Source organism: Aquibium microcysteis, assembly GCF_014495845.1.
In the GTDB taxonomy this organism is placed as follows: Bacteria; Pseudomonadota; Alphaproteobacteria; order Rhizobiales; family Rhizobiaceae; genus Aquibium; species Aquibium microcysteis.
In genome coordinates this window covers 5,012,288-5,034,384 of sequence record NZ_CP061080.1, presented here as the reverse complement: position 1 = coordinate 5,034,384, position 22,097 = coordinate 5,012,288, and the positions used below count along the sequence as shown (strand labels likewise).

Annotated in this window: 17 protein-coding genes; 3 read left to right on the top strand and 14 right to left on the bottom strand. The window is 70.7% G+C overall.

The window, feature by feature from the left end; genetic code table 11:
• Window positions 1–31 precede the first annotated feature (31 nt).
• The 10 genes from IAI54_RS23765 to IAI54_RS23720 form a co-directional block, all read right to left on the bottom strand.
• A complete protein-coding gene (locus IAI54_RS23765; RefSeq protein ID WP_187969529.1) occupies window positions 32–1,162 on the bottom strand; it encodes a hemolysin family protein in 1,131 nt (376 codons plus the stop codon).
• The gene (gene ybeY / locus IAI54_RS23760; RefSeq protein WP_187969528.1) at window positions 1,159–1,677 is read right to left on the bottom strand and encodes an rRNA maturation RNase YbeY; all 519 of its coding nucleotides are present in this window, start codon (window positions 1,675–1,677) and stop codon (window positions 1,159–1,161) included. Before ybeY ends, IAI54_RS23765 begins: the two co-directional genes overlap by 4 nt.
• A gap of 19 nt (window positions 1,678–1,696) precedes the next feature.
• Window positions 1,697–2,686 carry a PhoH family protein gene (locus IAI54_RS23755; RefSeq protein WP_187969527.1) on the bottom strand — a complete coding sequence of 330 codons (990 nt, stop codon included), beginning with the start codon at window positions 2,684–2,686 and terminating at the stop codon, window positions 1,697–1,699.
• Window positions 2,687–2,765: 79 nt separating this feature from the next.
• Window positions 2,766–4,166: a tRNA (N6-isopentenyl adenosine(37)-C2)-methylthiotransferase MiaB gene (gene miaB / locus IAI54_RS23750; RefSeq protein ID WP_187969526.1), complete on the bottom strand. Its 1,401-nt coding sequence runs from the start codon at window positions 4,164–4,166 to the stop codon at window positions 2,766–2,768.
• A 101-nt stretch (window positions 4,167–4,267) separates the two neighbouring features.
• Window positions 4,268–6,199, bottom strand: coding sequence for a methyl-accepting chemotaxis protein (locus IAI54_RS23745; protein ID WP_187969525.1), 1,932 nt, complete (start codon window positions 6,197–6,199; stop codon window positions 4,268–4,270).
• A 315-nt stretch (window positions 6,200–6,514) separates the two neighbouring features.
• Complete coding sequence (locus IAI54_RS23740; protein WP_187969524.1) at window positions 6,515–8,452, bottom strand: methyl-accepting chemotaxis protein; 1,938 nt, start codon at window positions 8,450–8,452, stop codon at window positions 6,515–6,517.
• 175 nt (window positions 8,453–8,627) lie between these two features.
• Window positions 8,628–9,437, bottom strand: a complete 810-nt coding sequence (gene olsA / locus IAI54_RS23735; protein WP_187969523.1) for a lyso-ornithine lipid O-acyltransferase — start codon at window positions 9,435–9,437, stop codon at window positions 8,628–8,630.
• 53 nt (window positions 9,438–9,490) lie between these two features.
• Entirely contained in the window at window positions 9,491–9,985 is a 495-nt protein-coding gene (locus IAI54_RS23730) for a GNAT family N-acetyltransferase (RefSeq protein WP_187969522.1), read from the bottom strand.
• Window positions 9,985–10,671, bottom strand: coding sequence for a tRNA (adenosine(37)-N6)-threonylcarbamoyltransferase complex dimerization subunit type 1 TsaB (tsaB, locus tag IAI54_RS23725; RefSeq protein ID WP_187969521.1), 687 nt, complete (start codon window positions 10,669–10,671; stop codon window positions 9,985–9,987). Before tsaB ends, IAI54_RS23730 begins: the two co-directional genes overlap by 1 nt.
• A gap of 65 nt (window positions 10,672–10,736) precedes the next feature.
• A complete protein-coding gene (locus IAI54_RS23720) occupies window positions 10,737–12,914 on the bottom strand; it encodes a malate synthase G (RefSeq protein WP_187969520.1) in 2,178 nt (725 codons plus the stop codon).
• 313 nt (window positions 12,915–13,227) lie between these two features.
• On the opposite strand from IAI54_RS23720, the gene mbfA reads away from it, so the two are divergent.
• The gene (gene mbfA / locus IAI54_RS23715; protein WP_187969519.1) at window positions 13,228–14,211 is read left to right on the top strand and encodes an iron exporter MbfA; all 984 of its coding nucleotides are present in this window, start codon (window positions 13,228–13,230) and stop codon (window positions 14,209–14,211) included.
• An 86-nt stretch (window positions 14,212–14,297) separates the two neighbouring features.
• Here the strand turns inward: mbfA and IAI54_RS23710 are convergent, their stop codons facing one another.
• Window positions 14,298–14,807, bottom strand: a complete 510-nt coding sequence (locus IAI54_RS23710) for a YciE/YciF ferroxidase family protein (RefSeq protein ID WP_187969518.1) — start codon at window positions 14,805–14,807, stop codon at window positions 14,298–14,300.
• A 1,253-nt stretch (window positions 14,808–16,060) separates the two neighbouring features.
• Here IAI54_RS23710 and IAI54_RS23705 point away from each other — a divergent pair.
• Both IAI54_RS23705 and IAI54_RS23700 read left to right on the top strand, forming a co-directional pair.
• A complete protein-coding gene (locus tag IAI54_RS23705; protein WP_187969517.1) occupies window positions 16,061–16,480 on the top strand; it encodes a hypothetical protein in 420 nt (139 codons plus the stop codon).
• A gap of 583 nt (window positions 16,481–17,063) precedes the next feature.
• Window positions 17,064–19,073 (top strand): hydantoinase/oxoprolinase N-terminal domain-containing protein, encoded by a 2,010-nt coding sequence (locus IAI54_RS23700; RefSeq protein WP_187969516.1) that lies wholly within the window; start codon window positions 17,064–17,066, stop codon window positions 19,071–19,073.
• A gap of 1 nt (window position 19,074) precedes the next feature.
• On the opposite strand, the gene IAI54_RS23695 is transcribed toward IAI54_RS23700, so the two are convergent.
• From IAI54_RS23695 to IAI54_RS23685, 3 genes are read right to left on the bottom strand one after another with little or no spacing between them, the layout of a single operon-like run.
• Complete coding sequence (locus IAI54_RS23695) at window positions 19,075–20,211, bottom strand: ABC transporter permease (protein WP_187969515.1); 1,137 nt, start codon at window positions 20,209–20,211, stop codon at window positions 19,075–19,077.
• On the bottom strand, window positions 20,208–21,125 hold the full coding sequence (locus tag IAI54_RS23690; protein WP_187969514.1) for an ABC transporter ATP-binding protein: 918 nt from the start codon (window positions 21,123–21,125) through the stop codon (window positions 20,208–20,210). Before IAI54_RS23690 ends, IAI54_RS23695 begins: the two co-directional genes overlap by 4 nt.
• 25 nt (window positions 21,126–21,150) lie before the next feature.
• Window positions 21,151–22,095 (bottom strand): HlyD family secretion protein, encoded by a 945-nt coding sequence (locus IAI54_RS23685; protein ID WP_187969513.1) that lies wholly within the window; start codon window positions 22,093–22,095, stop codon window positions 21,151–21,153.
• Window positions 22,096–22,097: the final 2 nt, after the last annotated feature.

Below are 22,097 nucleotides of genomic sequence, written 5' to 3'. Positions count from 1 at the left end.
CGCCGTCTTCGGAAAGCGGCGGGCGGCGCCGTCAGGCCGCCTTGTCCTTGGGCGGGCGACCGCGGCGCGCCGGGGAGCGCCCCTGGACGATGCGCACCCGCTTCACGCGGCGCGGATCGGCGTCGAGGACGTGGAACTCGAAGCCGGGTATCGCCTGCACCACTTCTCCCCTGGCCGGCACGCGGCCGAGCGCGTTGAAGATGATGCCGCCGATGGTGTCGACATACTCGCCGTGCTCGCCGGCGGCGAAGCCTTCGCCGATGACCTTCGCCACTTCCTCGATCTCGGCCTTGGCGTCGACGATGAAGATGCCGTCGCCGACCTTGGTGATCAGCGGTTCGTCCTCGTCGTGCTCGTCCTCGATGTCGCCGACGACCATCTCCACGATGTCCTCGAGCGAGACCAGTCCGTCGGTGCCGCCATATTCGTCGATCACCAGAGCCATCTGGATGCGTCCGGCCTGCATGCGGCTCATGAGGTCCGACGCCAGCATCGACGGCGGCACGAACAGCACCGGCCGCATCAGGTTCAGGTCCTCCACCGTCCGGTCGAGATCGACGTTGGAGAGGTCGAGACCCGCGGGCTTCGGCGCAGGCGCAGGCACGGGGGCTTCGGCGCCGGCCGCCGCCTTGCGGAGGCTGCGGCGCCTGCGCGAGCGCGCGGTGCGGGTGATGTGGGCGACCACGTCCCGGATATGGACCATGCCGCGCGGGTCGTCGAGGGATTCGGCATAGACCGGCATGCGCGAATGGCCGGATTCCTCGAACAGCGTCAGCAGGTCGCCGAGCTTCGTGGAGATGTCGATGGCCTCGATGTCGGCACGCGGAATCATCACGTCTTCGACGCGAACCTCGCGCAGACGCAGGATGTTGTTGAGCATCGCCCGCTCGCCTGGCGAGAAGGTCGCGCCGTGCTCCTCGCCGCCGGCCAGCGCATCGGCGAGATCCTCGCGCAGCGTCGAGCCGTTGCGGAAGCGGAACAGGCCCTGGACGCGGCTGATCAGCGAAGGACGGGGCGCCTGGAGGCGTTGCGGGGGCGTGCCGGGCTCGGTGGCCGGCGCGGGACTACTCTGGCCTTCGTCGGCGGATGCGGACGTCTCGACCGGAGCGCCGGCGTCATGGGCCGGAGGCGTGGTCGGGGCGGCTGTCGGGGTGTCGTTCATCGTCTCGTTGCTGGTTCAGGATCTTCAGATAGCGCATAGGGGTCGGGAATCGCAAGCGATGCGAGAACACGCCTCTCCGCCCCTTCCATCTCCTCCGCCTCGTCGTCGGTCTCGTGATCGTAGCCGAGAAGGTGAAGGAGCCCGTGCGCCACCAGATGCGTCAGATGGTGATCGAAGGGCTTTCCGTCCAGTGCGGCCTCGCGTTCGATCGTCTCGCGGGCGAGCACGATGTCGCCCAGCATCGGCGGAACGGCCTCGCCGCCTTCGGGAAAGGCCGGAAAGGACAGGACGTTGGTGGGCTTGTCCTGCCCCCGCCATTGCGCGTTCAGCGCCCGGATCGCGGCGTCGTCGGTGAAGGTGACGCCGAGTTCGGTGGGATCGGACGATTGCAGCGCAAGCTCGGCCACGACCGCCTCCACGGCGCGGCGCACGAGACGGTCGAGTTCGGCCTCGTCCGGCCAGCCGGGCGCTTCGACCGCCAGCGCGATCTCGACGGCGAGGGCTTTCGCGCTCATGGCGCCGGCCAGGCGAGGCTCATACCTTCGCCTCGTTGCGGCCGCCGCTGCCGAAGCGGTCGTAGGCGCGCACGATCTCGGCCACCAGCGGATGGCGCACGACGTCCTTGTCCTCGAAGCGGACGGTGACGATGCCCGGCACGCCTTCGAGCACGTGCAGCGCTTCCACCAGACCGGACTTGACGTTGTGCGGCAGGTCGATCTGCGTCGGATCGCCGGTGACGATCATGCGCGCGTTCTCGCCGAGCCGGGTCAGGAACATCTTCATCTGCATGGCGGTGGTGTTCTGCGCCTCGTCGAGGATCACCGCCGAATGCGCCAGCGTCCGGCCGCGCATGAAGGCCAGCGGCGCGACCTCGATGACGCCCGCCGCCAGCGCGCGCTCGACCTTGTCGGCCGGGATCATGTCGTAGAGCGCGTCGTAGAGCGGCCGCAGGTAGGGATCGACCTTCTCCTTCATGTCGCCGGGCAGGAAGCCGAGCCGCTCGCCCGCCTCGACCGCCGGGCGCGACAGGATGATGCGCTCGACGAGACCGCGCTCCAGGAGCATGGCCGCGTGAGCCACGGCCAGGTAGGTCTTGCCGGTACCGGCCGGCCCGATGCCGAAGACGAGCTCCGCCCGGTCCAGCGCGCGCATGTAGGCGTCCTGGTTGGGCGTGCGGGCGAAGATGGTGCGCTTGCGCGTCGAGATCTGGGCAGCGGCCATGCGGCCCTTCTTTTCGAGGGTGGGCAGCGTCAGCTGGTCGTCGGCGGCGACCGCCATCCGCACCGCGCCGTCGACCTCCGAGCCCGAGAGAACGGCGCCCTTGCGGGCGAGGTCGTAGAGATAGTCGAGTGCCCGGCGGGTCTGCTCGGCGGCCTGCGGCGTGCCCTTGATGGAGAGCTGGTTGCCCTTGGAGCGGATGTCGACGCCGAGCTGCTGCTCCACACGGGCGAGATTCTCGTCGAACTGGCCGTAGACGGCGCTGGCATGCTTGTTGTTGTCGAAGGTCAGGACGATGTGGGCCATGTCGGACGCCCCGGAGGGGCTGAGTTTCACATCTGTCGCCGCGTTCAACCTCGTCTCCCGATCCTGCCCGCCGCCGACGTCATAGCGCTTCGGCGTGGAGGCTGTTGGTTCCCGTCCGCGTGATTCGAACGTCGACAATGTCGCCGATTTCCCCGGGCTTTTCATCCAGAATCACCGGCATCAGCCAAGGCGATCGGCCGACCCACTGGCCCGGTCCGCGGCCCGGCTTCTCGATCAGCACGTCGGTGCGGCGGCCGACGAGGCCGTCGGCGAAATTCCGCTGCTGTCGCACCAGAAGAGCCTGCAAGCGCTGGAGCCTCTCGTCCTTGACGCCTTCCTCGACGTGAAACGCCATCTCGGCACCCGGTGTTCCTGGGCGCGGAGAATATTTGAACGAGTAAGCCTGCACGAATGTGACGTCGCGGACGATGCGCAGCGTTTCCTCGAAATCGGCGTCGGTCTCGCCGGGGAAACCGACGATGAAGTCGCCCGACAGCGCGATGTCGGGCCGCGCGGCGCGGATGCGGTCGACGAGCCGTCGATAGTCGTCGGCGCTGTGGCGGCGGTTCATCGCCTTGAGGATCGCGTCGGAACCCGCCTGCACGGGCAGGTGCAGGTAGGGCATGAGGGCGGGAAGATCGCGATGGGCGGCGATCAGCGCGTCGTTCATGTCGCGCGGGTGGCTCGTCGTGTAGCGCAGGCGTCCGATGCCGGGGATCTCGGCCAGGCGAAACAAAAGCTCGCCGAGGCCCCAGGTCCGGCCATCCGGGCCGTCGCCATGCCAGGCGTTGACGTTCTGGCCGAGCAGCGTCAGCTCGCGCACGCCGGACGCCGCCAGCCGCTCGGCCTCGGCGACGATCTGCGCCACGGGGCGCGAGACTTCGGAGCCGCGGGTGTAGGGCACCACGCAGAAGGTGCAGAACTTGTCGCAGCCCTCCTGCACGGTCAGGAAGGCGGTGACGCCGCGGCTCCTCACGGCACCCGGCTTCGGCTGCGGCAGGTGCTCGAACTTGTCCTCCAGCGCATAGTCGGTCTCGATCACGCGGCCGCCGGCGCGGGCCTTGCGCACCGCGTCCGGCAGACGGTGGTACGTCTGCGGCCCGATGACGATGTCGACCGCGGGCGCGCGGCGCATGATCTCCTCGCCCTCGGCCTGCGCCACGCAGCCGGCGACGCCGATCACCATCTCGCGCCCGCGGCCGGCGCGCTCGGCCTTGATGGCGCGAATCCGTCCGAGCTCGGAATAGACCTTTTCGGCCGCCTTCTCGCGAATGTGGCAGGTGTTGAGGAGCACGAGGTCGGCGTCTGCGATCTCGGCCGTCGGCGCGTAGCCGTCGGCGGCCAGCGCATCGGCCATGCGCTGGGAATCGTAGACGTTCATCTGGCAGCCATAGGTCTTGACGAAGACCTTCTTCGTCTGCGCCTGGCCATCCTGCGGCGTCAGGGCGGTCTCGCCGCCCAGCAGTGCGGTCTCGGTCATTCCCGGCTCTTAGCGGTTTTGGCCGAGGCCTGACAAGGGCAAGCTGCGGCTCGCGGCGTCGCCGCCCGCTGCGAAGCCGGTCCGCCGCCGGGTCGGCGGGTCTAGAATTCCTCCCAGCCGCCGGCGTCGGCCGAGGGCGCGGCGGCGGCGGACTGGCCCCGGCCGCCGGCGGTGCGCAGCTGCGTGACGGGCGCCGCGGGACGCCGCGCCGGCTGGGCGCTTCGATAGGAGGGCGCGGCGGCGCCGCGCGCCTCGCCGGTGCGGAAGCGGGAGACGAGCACGGCCAGCTGCTCGGCCTCGCGGGCGAGCGAGTGGCTGGCGGCGGTGGATTCCTCCACCATGGCGGCGTTCTGCTGGGTGACCTGGTCCATCTGGCCGACGGCGGTGTTGACCTCGGCGAGCCCGGTCGACTGCTCCTGCGCGGATTCCGCGATTCTCTGCACGAGGCCCGACATCTCGGCGACCTGCCCCGCGATCAGTTCGAGGACCTCGCCGGTCTGCCCGACCAGCCCCACACCCTCGTTGACCTGCGCGGTCGACGTCGAGATCAGGGCCTTGATCTCCTTGGCCGCCTCCGCCGAGCGCTGCGCGAGCGCCCGCACTTCCTGGGCGACCACGGCGAAGCCCTTGCCGGCCTCGCCGGCGCGGGCCGCCTCGACGCCGGCGTTGAGCGCGAGCAGGTTGGTCTGGAAGGCGATCTCGTCGATGACGCCGATGATCTGGCCGATCTCCTCGGACGACTTCTCGATCTGCGACATGGCGCGGACCGCCTGGCGCACGACCTCCGACGAGCGGTCGGCGCCGCCCTTGGCATCGCGCGAGACCTCGGCTGCCTTGCGGGCGCCTGCGGCCGTCTTGCGCACGGTCGTGGTGATCTCGTCGAGCGCGGCGGCGGTCTCCTCGAGCGAGGCCGCCTGCTGTTCGGTGCGGCGCGCCAGATCGTCGGCCGCCTGGCTGATCTCGGACGTTCCGGTGCGCATCGCCGCGATCGCGCCGGCGATGCCCGACATCGTATCCTGCAGCTGCGCCATGGCGGCGTTGAAGTCGTCCTTCAGCTGCTGCGTCTTCGGCGCGAACTGCACCTCGATGCGGTGCGTCAGGTCGCCCCGGGCGAGGCTGGCCAGGCCGGAGGCCAGCGCGGTGACGGCGGCGTGGTCCTCCTGCGCCTCGCGCGCCTTCTCCGCCTCGCTCCTGGCGCGGTCGGCCTCGGCGCTGTCGCGCATGTCGACCGCCTGCGCCTCCAGCCGGATCTTCTCCAGCGCGGCGTCCTTGAACACCTGCACCGCCTGCGCCATCTGGCCGATCTCGTCGCCGCGATCGATGGACGGGATGGCGACGGAGTTGTCGCCGGCCGCGAGCCTTCCCATGGTTCCGGTCAGCTCGCCGACGGGTCGCGCGATGCTGCGGGCAATCAGGAAGCTGAGCGGCACGAGGATGCAGAGACCGATCAGGAGGACGATGCCGTATTCGAGCATGTTGCTCATGAACAGGGCGTCGAGATCGTCGACGTAGACGCCCGTGCCGACGAACCACCCCCACGGCGCGAAAGCCTTGACGTGGGCGAATTTCTCCGCCGGTACGTCCGCACCCGGTTTCGGCCACTCGTAGTCGACGAAGCCGGCCCCGTCCTCCTTCACCTTCTTCAGCATCTCGACGGCGACCAGCCGTCCCTGGCTGTCCTTCAGTCCGGACTGATCGGTTCCGTTCAGCGATGGCGCGATCGGATGCATGAGCATGATCAGGTCCATGTTCTGGATGAAGAAGTAGCCGTTGCCCTGGTAGCGCATGGCGCCGATCGCGCTCATTGCCCGGGACTGCGCCTCCTTCTGCGAGAGCTCGCCGCTCAGTTCGAGCTTGTGGTAGGCGTCGAAGACGCTGACGGCGTTCTCGTTCATGGCGGCGAGCATCGCTCGGCGCTCGTTCTCCACCTGGTCCTGGGTCTTGAAGAGCATCGCCGCGGTCAGCGCGACGGAGAGCAGGAAGCCTAGTCCGACGAGCGCATAGAGACGCGCCGAAATGCTGAGGTTCTTCATCTGGTGGCCTTCGAGGAACGCCGGCCCGTCCCGCGTCCATCCGCGCATGACCGTCCTGCTGGAGACGGGCATGTCACGGCAGCGTGTCGAGACGGTCGGACTTCATTGCCGGAAATTGCTCTATTGTATAATCTTGAGAAATTAAACCGAAGTTAAGCGATCTTTACTGGGCTCACATCTGCACTGCGTCCCGGCCGGGCGGCGGTCGACGTCGGTCGCGCGCGGCCCGGCCTGGACATGACGGGAGCCTCATCGAAAAAGGCCGCACCCTTGCGGATGCGGCCTTTCTTCCCGATGCGTGTCGGACAGTCGCGCTCAGAATTCTTCCCAGCCGTCTGCGTCGGCAGCCGGAGCCCGTGCGGCGGACTGGCCGCGGCCTCCGACGGTGCGCATCTGCGCCACCGGCGCCGGAGACGGGCGATGGGCCGGTGCGGCGTGGGCCGGCCGGGCGGCCGATCCGCGCGACGAGCCGAGATTGAAGCGGGAGATCAGCCCGGCCAGCTGCTCGGCCTCGCGGGCGAGCGAGTGGCTGGCGGCGGTCGATTCCTCCACCATGGCGGCGTTCTGCTGGGTGACCTGGTCCATCTGGCCGACCGCGGTGTTGACCTCGGCGAGGCCGGTCGACTGTTCCTGCGCGGATTCGGAGATCTTCTGCACCAGCCCGGACATTTCGGTGACCTGGCTGGCGATCAGCTCGAGCACCTCGCCGGTCTGGCCCACGAGGCCCACGCCTTCGTTCACCTGCACCGTGGAGGTCGAGATGAGCGACTTGATCTCCTTGGCGGCTTCGGCAGAACGCTGCGCCAGCGCCCGCACTTCCTGGGCCACGACCGCGAAGCCGCGTCCCGCCTCGCCGGCACGCGCCGCCTCGACGCCCGCATTCAGCGCGAGCAGGTTGGTCTGGAAGGCGATCTCGTCGATGACGCCGATGATCTGGCCGATCTCGTCGGACGACTTCTCGATCTGCGACATGGCGCGGACCGCCTGACGCACGACCTCCGACGACTTCTCCGCGCCGGAGCGGGCCTGCTTCGACACGTCGGCGGCCTTGCGGGCGCCTTCGGCGGTCTGGCGCACGGTGGACGTGATCTCGTCCAGCGCGGCCGCGGTCTCTTCCAGCGAGGCGGCCTGCTGCTCGGTGCGGCGCGACAGGTCGTCTGCCGCCTGGCTGATCTCGCCGGTGCCGGTCTTCATCGCGGCGATGGCCGAGGAGATGCCGGTCATGGTGTCCTGCAGCTGTGCCATCGCGGCGTTGAAGTCGTCCTTCAGCTGCTGCGTCTTCGGCGCGAACTGCGCCTCGATGCGGTGCGTCAGGTCGCCCTTGGCGAGGCTGGCGAGGCCGGAGGCCAGCGCGGTGACGGCGATGTGGTCCTCTTCGGCCATGCGCTGCTTCTCGGCTTCGACCCGCGCCCGTTCAGCCTCGCTCGAAGAGCGCAGGTCCAGCGCCTGCGCCTCGACGCGGAGCTTCTCGATGGCGGCGTTCTTGAACACCTGGACGGCCTGCGCCATCTGGCCGATCTCGTCGCGGCGCTCCACGGCCGGGATGTCGACGGAGTTGTCGCCGGCCGCCAGCTTGCCCATCGTCCCGGTGAGGGAGCGGATCGGGGTGGCGATCATGCGCGACAGCAGGACGCCGAGGCCGGCCGCCATGACGACGGCAATGGCGAGCCCGATCCAGAGCGCGGTCTGGGCCAGGCCGACGTCGTCACTCAGGACGGCGGAGGCCTGCGAGTTCGCCGCGGTCTCCTCGGCGATCATGGCGTCGATGCCGTCCTCGATCGGGGTGATCAGCTCGTCGGCGAGGCCGTCCGGCCCGACCATGCGGATGGCTTCGTTGCGGCGCATCGGATCGGCCGCGAGCGGCTTGCCGGCCTCGATGACCTCCGCGCGATAGCGCGACATGGCTGACAGGATCGCATCCACTTCGGCGACCTTGGCGGTGTTGGCTGCCTCGATCTGCCGCAGCTCGTTCATCCGGTCGCGCATCGCGCCTTCGTGCTTGTCGACGCGTCCGAGATAGTAGTCGTCGTTGGACAGGAGGAAGCCGCGCCAGGAGTTCTCGACACGGGCGAGGCTCAGCCGCGCACTCATCGCGATGGCGGCCCGTCCCTTGGTCGCTTCCGCCTGGGTGTTCTCATGGTCGATCCGTGCAAGGTTCCAGAGCGCTGCCGCGCTCATCGCCACGATGATCAGGACGACCGTCGCGAAAGCGGTCGCGAGCTTGGTCGAGATCGATAGGTTCTTCAAGTTCATGTCGTACCCCTCGGCGGCGCCGGCCGCCCCCCAAAGTAACCGGAGGTTGCTCCGCGATTCCTACTTTGACGGGAATCGTGGAGACCCAAAATGGTTGGCTCATCAACAGCTATCGCGGGGAAATGAAAAACGGGTTAAGGTCGTCGCCCGGAAGCACCGGTTCGGCGCCGCCGGGTCACCGCGCGGAGGACGGGCGCGGCCGGCGCAGGGACAGCGACATGCTGCGGCGGACCTCGGCCTCGGTCAGGCGGGCGATCTCCTTGCGATTGCTGCCGCGGTTGAAGGGGATCGGGTCGCCGAAGCGCACCTCCACATCCATCCCGCCCTCGCGCAGCAGCCCGCCGATGTGCGGCACGAGGTCCATGTCGCCGATCCAGGCGGCATGGGTGCGGTGAAAGCGGCCCATCGGCATGCCGTGCAGACGCGTGTAGGCGATCGAGACCGGCTGGACGTGGACGGTCTCCAGGCCCGGCTGGCCGGCCAGCGCCGCCTGCGCGGCGCCGAAGAGCGTGCTCTTGAAGGGGCCGACCGCGTTGCCGTCATAGGTCGTGCCCTCGGCGAACAGAACCAGCGCCTCGCCGGCGCCGAGCCGGTCGCCGAGTTCCCTGGCCTGGAGGTGGGAGGCGCGCGTGCGCTCGCGCTCGACGAAGACCGAGCGCTGCAGGCGGGCGAGCAGGCCGAAGACAGGCCATGCCGCCATGTCTGCCTTCGCCACGAAGGAAAAGGCGCCGAGCGAGCCGAGCACGCAGATATCGCTCCACGAGACGTGGTTGGCCACGATCAGCAGCGGCCGGCCGGCGGCCGGAACGCCCTCGACATGGACGCGGATGCCGAGCAGCCGCAGCGCGAAGCGGTGCCAGAGCCTCGGCAGCGTGCCGGGATGCATGAGGCGGGTGCGCAGGACGGCCATCTGCAGCAGGATCGCGCCCGGCGTCACCGCGACCACCAGCGCCAGCATCACCGCGATCCGCAACCGGCCGATCATGCCTCTGTCCATTCCCCCGGCGAGCGCGGCCTCGCGCCCTGCGACCGCAGCGGCTAGCGAAGATCGCGGCGCATGACAAGCGCGGCGGTCGGTCGGGTCCCGGCATGCTCGTAATAGGCGGGGCGGCGCCCGACCTCGCGGAAGCCGAGCCGGCGGTAGAGCGTCAGCGCCGGCAGGTTGGTCTCGTCGACCTCCAGGAACAGCGCCTCGGCCCGTTCGGCATAGAGTTCGCGCAGCACCGCGTCCATCAGCGCCCAGCCGAGGCCGCCGCGGCGGGCCGCCCGCGCCACCGCGATGGTCAGGATCTCGCCTTCGCCGGCCGCCTGGCGGGCGAGCACGAAGCCCGACGGCTGGACGCCGGGCCGGCCGACCTCGCGCGCGGCGAAGCCGAACACCGGCTCCTGGTCGAGCAGGCTCGCGAATTCGACATGGCTCCAGGGCCGCGCGAAATCCTCCCTGTGCAGCGTCTCGAGCGCCATCACGTCGCCCGCACCGAGGCGGTCGACGACGAAGTCGCGCTTGCGGCCGGAGAGGAAGGGAACCCGCATCAGGCGCCGCTCCGCGGCAGCGCGAAGCCGTCCTGCGGCCGCGCGTCAGGCCCCCGCAGATAGAGCGGGCGCGGCCTCTCGCCGCCGAAGCCGATCCGGGCGGCGAGCCGCGCGAAACTCTCGATGCCGGCGGTGCGCCGGTCGGTCAGCGCGGTGGCGTCCGGGTCGAGGCCGGCCGCCTCTGCGGCCTGTCGCGCGCCGGAACCGACGATCAGCGGCTTCATCAGCCCCGCGAGCGCGGCGACGGCCCTGAGGTCGAGGATCGCCGGCGCCGCATGCACCGCCCCGCCCGGGCCGTAGAGCGCGGCGTAGAATTCCTCGCGCCGGGCGTCCAGCACGGCCAGCACCGGCCGTCCCCGCGCCAGCGGCTCGGCTTCGAAGGCAAGAGCGTCCAACGTGCCGACGCCGGTCGCGGGTACCTTCAGCGCCAGAGCGAGGCCGCGCGCGGTGGCGACGCCGATCCGCACGCCGGTGAAGGAGCCGGGTCCGACCGAGACGGCGATGGCCCCGACGTCAGGATAAGAAGCGCCTGCCCGGTCGAGCGCCGCGCCGATCACGCCCATCAGCGCCTCGGCGTGCCCCTTGCCGATGTCGCGCGCCTCGGAGCCGAGGAGGCGGCCGGAGCCGTCGTCCCAGAGGCAGGCGGCGCACCATTCGGCCGCCGTGTCGATGGCGAGAATCTTCATCGCACGAGGCATAGGCAATGCCGGGCGCGGCGACAAGCGACGCCGCCGCGCGCCGTGCCGGTGTCTCAGCCGGCGCGGTCGCGCGCCTTCAGTTCCAGCCGGCGGGCATGCAGCACCGGCTCGGTGTAGCCGTTCGGCTGCTGGCGGCCCTTGAAGACGAGGTCGCAGGCGGCCTGGAAGGCGATCGAGCCGTCATAGTCGGCGGCCATCGGCCGGTAGAGCGGGTCGCCGGCGTTCTGCCGGTCGACGATCGCGGCCATGCGCTTCATCGTCTCCATCACCTGCTCCTGGCTGCAGACGCCGTGGCGCAGCCAGTTGGCGATGTGCTGCGAGGAGATGCGCAGCGTGGCGCGGTCCTCCATCAGGCCGACGTCGTTGATGTCGGGCACCTTGGAGCAGCCGACGCCCTGGTCGATCCAGCGCACGACGTAGCCGAGGATCCCCTGCGCGTTGTTGTCGAGCTCCTTCTGGACGTCCTGCGGCGACCAGTTCGGCCGCGTCGCCACCGGCACCGACAGGATGTCGTCGAGCTTCGCCCGCGGCCGGCTCTTCAGCGTCGCCTGCACCGCCGTCACGTCCACCGTGTGATAATGCGTGGCATGCAGGGTCGCCGCCGTCGGCGAGGGCACCCAGGCGGTGTTGGCGCCGGCCTTGGGATGGCCGATCTTCTGCTCCAGCATGGCCGCCATCAGGTCGGGCATGGCCCACATGCCCTTGCCGATCTGCGCGTGGCCGGCGAGCCCGCATTCCAGCCCGATGTCGACGTTCCAGTTCTCGTAGGCCTGGATCCAGGCGGCCTGCTTCATGTCGCCCTTGCGGATCATCGGGCCCGCCTCCATCGAGGTGTGCATCTCGTCCCCGGTGCGGTCGAGGAAGCCCGTGTTGATGAAGACGACGCGCTCGCGGGCGGCGCGGATGCATTCCTTGAGGTTCACCGTGGTGCGGCGCTCCTCGTCCATGATGCCCATCTTGATCGTGTTGCGGGCCATGCCGATCGCGTCCTCGACGCGCGAGAACAGCTCCACCGCGAAGGCCACTTCCTCGGGGCCGTGCATCTTCGGCTTGACGACGTACATCGAGCCGGCGCGGCTGTTCCTGCGCCGGCCGCCCGCGCCGACGTCGTGCAGCGCGATCGCCGCCGTCAGCATCGCGTCCATGATGCCCTCGGGGATCTCCCTGCCGTCCGACAGCAGGATGGCCGGGTTGGTCATCAGGTGGCCGACGTTGCGGACCAGCATCAGCGAGCGGCCCGGCAGGACGAGCGCCGCGCCGTCGGCCGCCACGTATTCGCGGTCGGGGTTGAGCCTGCGGGTGAAGGTCGAGCCGCCCTTGGCCACCTCCTCGGTCAGGTCGCCCTTCATCAGGCCGAGCCAGTTGCGATAGACGACCACCTTGTCCTCGGCGTCCACCGCCGCGATCGAATCCTCGCAGTCCATGATCGCGGTGAGCGCCGATTCCAGCCAGACGTCGGAGATTTGCGCCGGGTCGTCGCGGCCGATCGCCGAGGTGGCGTCGATCACGATCTCGACATGCAGGCCGTTCTTCTTCAGCAGGATCTTCGACGGCGCAGCCGCGTCGCCGACATGGCCGGCGAACTGCGTGCCGTCGGCGAGGCCGGTCATCGTCCCGTCGGCGAGCGTCACCACGAGGCGGCCATGCGCCACGTCGAAGCCCTTCGCATCGCTCCACGAGGCGCGGTCGAGCGGCGCGCTCTCGTCGAGGAAGCGGCGTGCCCAGGCGATCACCTTCGCCCCGCGCTTCGGATTGTAGCCTTTGCCCTTCTCCGCCCCGTCGGCCTCCGCGATCGCGTCGGTGCCGTAGAGCGCGTCGTAGAGCGAGCCCCAGCGGGCATTCGCCGCGTTCAGCGCATAGCGCGCGTTCATCACCGGGACCACGAGCTGCGGCCCCGCGACGGTGGCGATCTCGGGATCGACGTTCCCGGTCGTCACCGAAAAGGCTTCGCCCTCGGGCAGCAGGTAGCCGATCTCCGACAGGAACGCCTTGTAGGCGGCAAGGTCCGATGGCGCGCCATTCTGGCGATGCCATGCATCGATCTTGTCCTGCATTTCGTCGCGCGTCGCGAGCAGCGCGCGGTTCTTCGGCGCCAGATCGTGCGCGATGGCGGCGAAGGCGGACCAGAACGCGGCCGCGTCGAGCCCGGTCCCCGGCAGCGCCTCCGCGACCACGAAGTCGTGCAGTTCGCGCGCGATGCTCAGGCCGTCGATCTCGATGCGGTCGGTCATGAAAGGTCTCTCCCGGTTGGTCGCGTCGCGCGCTTGGCCGCGCATCGTCCTCGCAGAGCGTTCACCACAGGGGAACCGGCGCGTCAATCGCACGAAGGTCGTGCAGATCGATTCGTCCTGGCCGCTATTCGGGAGAAGGCAGGGGCACGCGGTCGCGTCATTCCGGAAGACGCGCCGCGCGGAGCGCGGAGCGTCTGTCCGGAACGACGCGCCGCGGGCGTGCCGGCCGCCACGCCCGCCGCGGGCCGTGGCGGTTGACCTCCGCCCTTCCCGCGCCTACTTTAGAACTATTCTAAACAAGAGGCATCCGCTCATGTTGACCAGCGTCTTCGGCCTGTCGCGCCGCTCCTTCGATTCGCTGTCGGAGCAGGAGATCCTGGCGCTCGCCATCTCCTCGGAGGAAGACGACGCCCGCATCTACCGCGCCTATGCCGACGGGCTGCACGAGGCGTTCCCGCGCTCGGCGAAGGTGTTCGAGGGCATGGCGGAGGAGGAGGACGGCCACCGCGCCGCGCTGATCGAGCTGCACCGCGCCCGTTTCGGCGAGCGCATCCCGCTGATCCGGCGCGAGCACGTGCGCGGCTTCTACCAGCGCAGGCCCGACTGGCTGGTGCGGCCGCTCGGCATCGACAAGGTGCGCGGACAGGCCGAGGAGATGGAGCGGCAGGCCGAGCGCTTCTACCGCGAGGCGATGAAGCGCACCTCCGACGCCGGCACGCGCAAGCTGCTCGGCGACCTCGCGGCGGCGGAATCCGGCCATGGCGAACGGGCGCACGAGCTCGAGGCCGAGCATGTGCCCGACAGCGCCAAGCGCGAGGAAGTGTCGACCGAGCGGCGCCAGTTCATCCTCACCTACGTCCAGCCGGGGCTCGCCGGGCTGATGGACGGCTCGGTCTCGACGCTGGCGCCGATCTTCGCCGCCGCCTTCGCCACCGGCGACACCTGGCAGACCTTCCTCGTCGGCCTCTCCGCCTCGGTCGGCGCCGGCATCTCGATGGGCTTCACCGAGGCCGCGCATGACGACGGCAAGCTGTCGGGCCGTGGATCGCCGGTCAAGCGCGGGCTCGCCTCCGGCATCATGACGGCTGTCGGCGGCCTCGGCCACGCCCTGCCCTACCTGATCCCGCATTTCTGGACCGCGACCGTCATCGCCGCCATCGTCGTCTTCGTCGAGCTCTGGGCCATCGCCTTCATCCAGAACCGCTACATGGAAACGCCCTTCCTGCGCGCGGCCCTGCAGGTGGTGCTCGGCGGCTCGCTCGTGCTCGCGGCAGGCGTGCTGATCGGCAATGCCTGACCATCCACGGAAAAAGGCCGGCCCGGCGATACCGGACCGGCCTTTCCCTGGCCCAAACCGGGCTTGCGGCCCGGCCGGTGGCCGCTCTATTCGGCGGCGGCCTTCCTGTTGACGCCGCTCTCGGCGAGCCGCGTCAGCTTCTCGTCGGTGGCCCGCTCCTCATCGAGCGTCTGCTGCAGCACGGCGGCGCAATCCTCCCGTCCGAGCTGGCGCGCCCAGGCGACCAGCGTGCCGTAGCGCGTCATCTCGTAATGTTCGACGGCCTGCGCGGAGGCGATCAGCGCGGCGTCCAGCACCTGCTTGTCGGCGATCTCGCCGGCGACCTCGTTGGTCTCCTTGACGATGCCGTCGATGGCCGGGCAGTCCACCGCCTTCGGCTCGGCGCCATGCATCCTGAAGACCCGCTCCAGGCGCTCCACCTGGCCTTCCGTCTCGGTCAGATGCTGCTTGAACCCGGCCTTCAGTTCGGGGCTGGTCGCCTTGTCGATCATCTTCGGCAGCGCCTTCAGGATCTGCTTCTCGGCATAGTAGACGTCCTGCAGCTGGTGCACGAACAGATCGTCCATGGTCTTGATGTCACGGGTGAAGAGTCCCATCGGATTCTCCCTTCCTGGTTGGTGTTGCGGACGGCGGTACGTCCCGCCGTGTCTGCGAACAACTCCGCCGGAAGCCGTGTGTTCCTGGAAAAGCGACGATCCCCCGCCGCCCTTTCGGCGCCCCCCGCCGCAAGCGCACCGGCGCTCGGCGGGGCCGCGACCTCCGTCCTCCTCGCGCCGGCCCTCCGCCTTCGTCATCAACTCTGCCTTGCCGGAGCGTCTGCAGGCTGGCATCGAAGGTCAGCCGTGCGGTCTCGATCATCGGCGTCATTCCGGGGCCGCGCGGCGGAACCCGGAAACCAGAGCGTCGGCGCCCCAAGGCAGGGGCTCGATCGCCGCGCATATCCGCCTCGGTAGCCATTCTGGATTCCGGGTTCCGCTGCGCGGCGCCGGAATGACGTGGCGCGCGGGGTGGCCACATCGAGACGGTGGCCGAGGCCTCAAGGGCTGAAGATCGCCACCCACACCTTCGTCATCCCGGAACGGCGTCCAAGCGCAGCGCAGGACGACGTGTCCGGAATCCATGCCTCGCCGGACATGCCTGCGATCCGGTGCAGGACGAGGCTCAATCCGCCAACCGTCGGCGCAGTCGTCGCCGGCGCCGTCCCTCCGCCGCCGCCGTCGTCACGGTCGTCGTCGTATCCTCCAGCGTCGTCCCCCCCTCCGTCGTCGCTGCGCGACGCCACCTCCGCCCCCACTGCGTGGGGTGGAGGATAGCCCGCCACCCTCGCGCCGCCTCCCTTCCTTCGTCATCCCGGAACGGCGTCCAAGCGCAGCGCAGGACGCCGTATCCGGGATCCATGCCTCGCCGGCCGCGCCCCGCGATCCGGCGCACGACGAGGCACGCGCCGCCGACCGCCGGCGCCGTCCCTCTGTCGGCGCCGTCCACGGTCGTCGCCGTGGTCACGATCGCCGCCGCATCCACCAGCGTCGCCGCCCCCCCTCCGTCGTCGCTTCGCGACGCCACCTCCGCCCCCACTGCGTGGGGTGGAGGACCGACCGCCGCCAGCGCTGCCGCCCATCCTCCAACCCCACGCAGTGGGGGGGAGGTGCCGAGCGCAGCGAGGCGGAGGGGGGGACCCCGCCGGACCAGTCCGGGACGGTCGACGTCCGGCACGACGGACGTGGCGTGCAGGAAGAAACGTCCGCGTCACCGCCAGCGAAATCAACCGCTTGCACGAAATTTCGCCGTCTCTTTCCACACCCCCGATCCCCGGCTCCATACTGCCCCTCGGTCGAAGGAGGACGAGAGCGTGGGCGGGTCGCGGGGGGATGGACGGAAGCTGAGGAGGATCATCGCGACGCTGGTCGCGCTGGCCGGCCTCGCCGATGCCGCCGCCTGCCGCGCCCATCCGGTGCGCTGGCTGGTGCTGTTCTTCCTGCGCCGCGGCGAACGCGTCGCGCTCGACCACGTCGCCTGGGAACTCGGCATCAAGCCGGCTGTTCTGGCGGCCGAACTCGCGCCCGCGGCCGGCCCCGGCGACGCCGGCCCGATGGATGCCGTCCTGATGGCCTGGCGCCTGCGCTGGCTCGCCATGGTGCTCGGCGCCGTGCTGGAACGCTCCGGCGGCCGCGACCGGGTGCCCGACAGGACCGCCTGCGGCCCGGGTACCGGCGCGCTCACGCTCGAACGCGCCCCCGTCCTGCCGCCGCGGGCGCCCGACACGTCGTAAGGCGAGCCGTGCCGCCGCGGGCGCCCGACACGTCCTTGCGCCGGCCGCGCCGCGGCCGTGGCCATGACCGTCCCTGCGCCGGCAGCCCCGCAGATCCCCGCACCCCGACAGGCCGGGCGGCAGAGCCGCCTCCCGGCCCGCAGGTGTTGGCGCTGAACGACAGGACGCTGGCGGAAATACGGGGACGGTTTACCCAGTTCGGGGGCCCTCCGGTCGACACGGCGGAGCGGGTCACCCGAATTCGGGGCCGCTCTGGTCGAAATGGCAGCACCCTTCGCCAGAATTCGGGAAACCGTCCCTGCGTTTCCCCGTCGGTTCAGCGCCGCCCGGAACGCCCGGGCAGCGCCGGGCGAAGCGCCCGCACCCTTCGCCGGAATTCGGTCAACCGTCCCCGCATTTCCCGGCGGTTCGGTGTCGTCCGAGTTCAGGCGCTGCGCCCGCCGCAATCCCGGCAGGCCGTGTCGCCCGTGCCGTTGGCGCGGCTCGGGCGAGGCGCTATGGATCGGCGACGCGATCTCTCTGCAGGACGGGCGGCATCCACCGGCCATCCCGCATCCTCCCGACCCGAACCCATCCGGCATCCATGGCACCCGACCCGCAGACGCTCTTCCTCGGCATCGACACCGGCGGCACCTACACCGACGCGGTGCTGTGGTCGCCCTCCGCAGGCGTGGTGGCCAAGGCGAAGGCGCTGACGACGCGACACGACCTCGCCGAAGGCATCTCGGGCGCGGTCGACGCGGTGCTGGCGCAGGCGGCGGTCGATCCGGCCGCGATCAAGCTCGTCTCCATGTCGACGACGCTCGCCACCAATGCGCTGGTGGAGGGCCAGGGCGGGCGGGTGGCGCTAGTGATGATCGGCTTCAGGCCGGAGGATCTGGCGCGCGACGGGCTTTCGGCCGCGCTCGGAGGCGACCCGCTGGTCGAGTGCCCGGGCGGACACGACGTGCACGGCAATGCGGCGCGGCTCGACCTGTCGGAGCTCGAGGCGCGGCTGCCCGACCTCGCGGGCAGCGTGTCGGGCTTCGCGGTCGCCGCCTATTTCTCCACCCGCAATCCCGCCCACGAGATCGCCGCGCGCGACATGATCCGCGCCCGCACCGGGCTGCCGGTGACGGCGAGCCACGAACTGTCGTCGAAGCTCGGCGGGCCGCGCCGGGCGCTGACGACGCTGCTCAACGCCCGCCTGATCTCGATGATCGACCGGCTGGTGGCCGCGACCGAGGGCTTTCTCGCCCGCCGCGGCATCGCGGCGCCGCTGATGGTGGTGCGCGGCGACGGTGCGCTGGTCTCGGCCGCCTTCGCCCGCACGCGGCCGATCGAGACCATCCTCTCCGGTCCGGCGGCGAGCCTCGTCGGCGCGCGGCACATGACCGGGCTCGACGAAGCGGTCGTCTCCGACATCGGCGGCACCACCACCGACGTCGCGGTGCTCGACCGCGGCCGGCCGCGGCTGGACCCGGAGGGCGCCACCGTCGGCGGCTTCCGCACCATGGTGGAGGCCGTGGCGATGCGCACCTTCGGCCTCGGCGGCGATTCGGAGATCGCCTTGGAGGACGGCGGGCTGGAACCGGCGCTGAAGCTCGGGCCGCGCCGGCTGGTACCGCTCTCGCTCGCCGGCATGCGGCACGGCGCGGTCGTGCGCGAGCATCTGGAGCGGCAGCTGCGGGCGCCGAACCCCGGCCGCCTGGACGGCCGCTTCGCGCTGCGCACCGGCGTGCCGGCGCATCTGGAGGCGGGGCTGTCGGCGCCGGAGGCCAAGCTCTTCGCCACCATCACCGCCGAGCCGCAGCCGCTCGACCGGCTGCTCGCCTCGACCGCGCAGGCGGCGACGCTGAACCGGCTGGTGGCGCGCGGCCTCGTCCATGTCTGCGGCTTCACGCCGTCGGACGCCGCCCACGTGCTTTCGCTGCAGTCGAACTGGGACGCAGCGACCGCCCGCATGGGCGCCGAGCTCTTCGCGCGGCGGCGCGACGGGCGCGGCCAGCCGATCGCCGCCTCGCCCGAGGCGATGGCGCAGCGCGTGCTGTCGGCGCTCACCCGGCGCTCGGCCGAGGTGATCCTGGAGACCGGCTTCGCCGAGGACGGGCTCGATGGGGCGGCGACCGTCGCCCATCCGCTGGTGCAGCGCGCGATGGACGCCAGGGGTGGCATCTCGGGGATCGCGGTGGCGCTCGACCGGCCGGTGGTCGGGCTCGGCGCCTCGGCGTCGCTGCACTATGCCGGCCTGCCGCCGCTGGTCGGCAACGACTGCGTGCTGCCGCCCGATGCCGACGTCGCCAATGCCCTCGGCGCCGTGGTCGGCCAGGTGCGGGTGACGGCGGAGGCCCGCGTCAGCCAGCCGAAGGAAGGGCTGTTCAGGATGAGTGCCGGCGAGACGATGCGCGACTTCCTGTCGGAAGAAGAGGCCATGGCCGCCGCCGAAGTGGAGATCGCACGGCTCGCCGCCGAGCGGGCGGAAGCGGCCGGCGCGCAGGACGCGCAGGTGACGATCGAGCGCGAGGTGAAGGCGGCGACGGTCGAGGGCAGCCGCAGCTTCGTCGAGGCGCTGCTCGTCGCCACCGCCAGCGGCCGCCCGCGGGTCGCGGCCTGAGTCAGTCCAGCGTGCGCCGGAAGCGGGCGAGCGCCAGCCCGCCGAAGACGACCACGAAGCCGGCGAGCCAGGCGACCTCGGTCGCGATGGCGGCGAAGTCCGCGCCCTTCAGCATGACGGCGCGGATGACGCGCAGGAAATGGGTGAGCGGCAGGATCTCGCCGAGCACCTGCGCCCAGTCCGGCATGCCGCGATAGGGGAACATGAAGCCCGAGAGCAGGATCGACGGCAGGAAGAAGAAGAAGGTCAGCTGCATGGCCTGCATCTGCGTCCGCGCCACGGTGGAGATGGTGTAGCCGAGCAGCACCAGCGCCAGCACGAAGACGAGGATGGCGGCGAGCAGCAGCGGCATCGAGCCGACGAAGGGGACGCCGAAAAGGCCCTTGGCCGCGACCAGCACGACCGTCACCTGCACCGAACCCACGGCGAGGAAGGGCAGCACCTTGCCCAGCATGATCTCGACCGGGCTCGCCGGCATGGCGAGCAGGTTCTCCATGGTGCCGCGCTCGGTCTCGCGGGTGAGCGCCATCGAGGTCATCATCACCATGGTCATCTGCAGGATGACGCCGAGCAGGCCCGGCACGATGTTGTATTGCGAGATGCCTTCCGGATTGTAGCGGCGGTGGACGACGACCTCGAGGTTCGCCTTCGCGCTCTCGGCCGCATGATGCTCCAGCCCGCGCTCGCGCAGCAGGGCGCGCGCCGCCAGCGTCGACAGGGTGGAGATCGCGCCGGAGGAGGCGGAGGGGTCGGTGGCGTCGGCCTCGACCAGGATCTGCGGGCTCTCGCCGCGGTCGACGCGGCGGGCGAAATCGGCCGGGATGGTCACCACGAAGGAGACCTTGCCCGCGGCCATCAGCGCCTCGGCCTCCGCGGCGCTGCCCGCCACGTGGTCGAAGCGGTAGTAGTCCGTGACCTGCAGCGCCGAGACGATGGCGCGGGTGTAGCGGTCGCCCGACATCGCCACCAGCGCGGCGGGCAGGCTCCTCGGATCGTTGTTGATGGCGTAGCCGAACAGGACGAGCTGCATCAGCGGCACGCCCAGCATCATGGCGAAGGTCAGCCGGTCGCGCCGCATCTGGATGAACTCCTTGGCGAGCAGCGCACCCAGCCGGCCGAAGGAGAAGACCGCGTTCATGCCATGTTGTCCTTCGAGCCGGCCATGAACTGGATGAAGACGTCCTCGAGGCTGGTCTCGCCGCGCGTGATGGTCACCGCACTGCCGGCAGCGACGTCGTCGAGCGTGGCCCGCAGCGCGGCGGCGTCCCGGCCGACGACGTGCAGCATGGCGCCGAAGGGGGCGACCTGCTCGACGCCGGACTTCCCGCGCAGGGCTTCCGCCACGCGGTGGAGATCGGGACCCGAGACGAGGAAGGTCGTCAGCCCGGCATCGCGCACCACGTCGGCCACCGTGCCGGCGGCGAGCATCCGGCCGTAGGAGATATAGGCGATGCGGTGGCAGCGCTCGGCCTCGTCCATGTAGTGGGTGGAGACCAGCACGGTGAGCCCGCCGCGGGCGAGCCGGTGGATCTCGTCCCAGAACTCGCGGCGGGCCTTCGGGTCGACGCCGGCCGTCGGCTCGTCGAGCAGCAGCAGCTTCGGCTGGTGCATGATGCAGGCGGCGAGCGCCAGCCGCTGCTTCCACCCACCCGACAGGGTGCCGGCGAGCTGGTCGCGGCGCGAGGCGAGGCCGAGTTCGTCGAGCGTGCGGCCGACATGCTCGCTGACGGGCCGCAGGCCGTAGAGGCGGGCGACGAATTCGAGGTTCTCGGCGATCGTCAGGTCCTCGTAGAAGGAGAACTTCTGCGTCATGTAGCCGACCTGCCGCTTGATCTTCAGGCCCTCGGTGCGGATGTCGTGGCCGAGCACGCGGCCCTCGCCCGCGTCGGGCGTGAGCAGGCCGCACATGATGCGGATCGTGGTGGTCTTGCCGGAACCGTTGGGGCCGAGGAAGCCGACGATTTCTCCTTCGGCGACCGTCATCGAAACGTGGTCGACGACGGTCTTCGACCCGAAGCGCTTGACGAGACCCGAGACCTCGATGGCGTTCATGGCGCTCCGCCTCCCCCCGCCGCGGCTAGCGCGCCAGCTCGACGTCGACGATCTGACCCGGCTGGAGACGGTCGGCGCCGTCCTCCGGCCGCGCCTCGACGAGGTAGACCAGCTTCTGGCGGGTCTCGAGCGAATAAATGACCGGCGGGGTGAACTCCGGGTCCGGCGAGACGTAGGAGACGCGCGCCGTCAGTCCGTCGGGACAGCCGTCGCAGCGGACGGCGAGGCGGTCGCCGACGCTCACGGCGTGGAAGGCGGGCTCGGGCAGGTAGACCTTCAGCCTGACCGCGCCGTCCGGCAGCATCGCGACGACGGGCGCGGACGGGCCGGCTATGTCGCCGGGATTGCGGATGACGTCGGAGACGCGGCCCGCGGCCGGCGCCCCGATGGTCCGCTGGGAGAGGCGCCAGCGCGCATCGTCGAGTGCGGCCTGCGCCTGGCTGACCTGGCCCTCGGCCGCCCGGATCGCCTCCGGCCGGGCGGCGAGGCCGGCGACGGCGAGGTTGGCCTCGGCCTGTCCGCGTGCCGCCTCGGCGATCTCGGCTGCGGTGGAGGCTTCGTCGAGCTGCGCCTGCGTGGCGATGCCGCGGGCGAAGAGATCGCGGACGCGGGCAAGGCCGCGCGCGGCTTCGGCGACCTCGGCGCGCGCCGACCGAAGGGCCGCCTCGAGCACCGCGACCTCTTCGGGGCGCTTGCCGAGCCGCAGGTCGGCGAGCTGCGCGTCGGCCTGCGCCAGCGCGGCTTCGGCCTGCGCGACCGCGATGGTCGCGTCGGCGTCCTCCAGCCGCGCGATCGGCGTTCCGGCCGCGACACGGTCGCCGCGGCGGACCGCCAGGCCCTTGACCTGCGCCACCTCGATCGGCGCCAGCATGACGTATTCGCCCTCGACGTAGCCGACCGCCAGCGGCGCGGGCGCGGCACAGGCGCCGAGGAGCTGCGCGGCGAAGGGAAGGGCGCAGAACCAGGGCATGA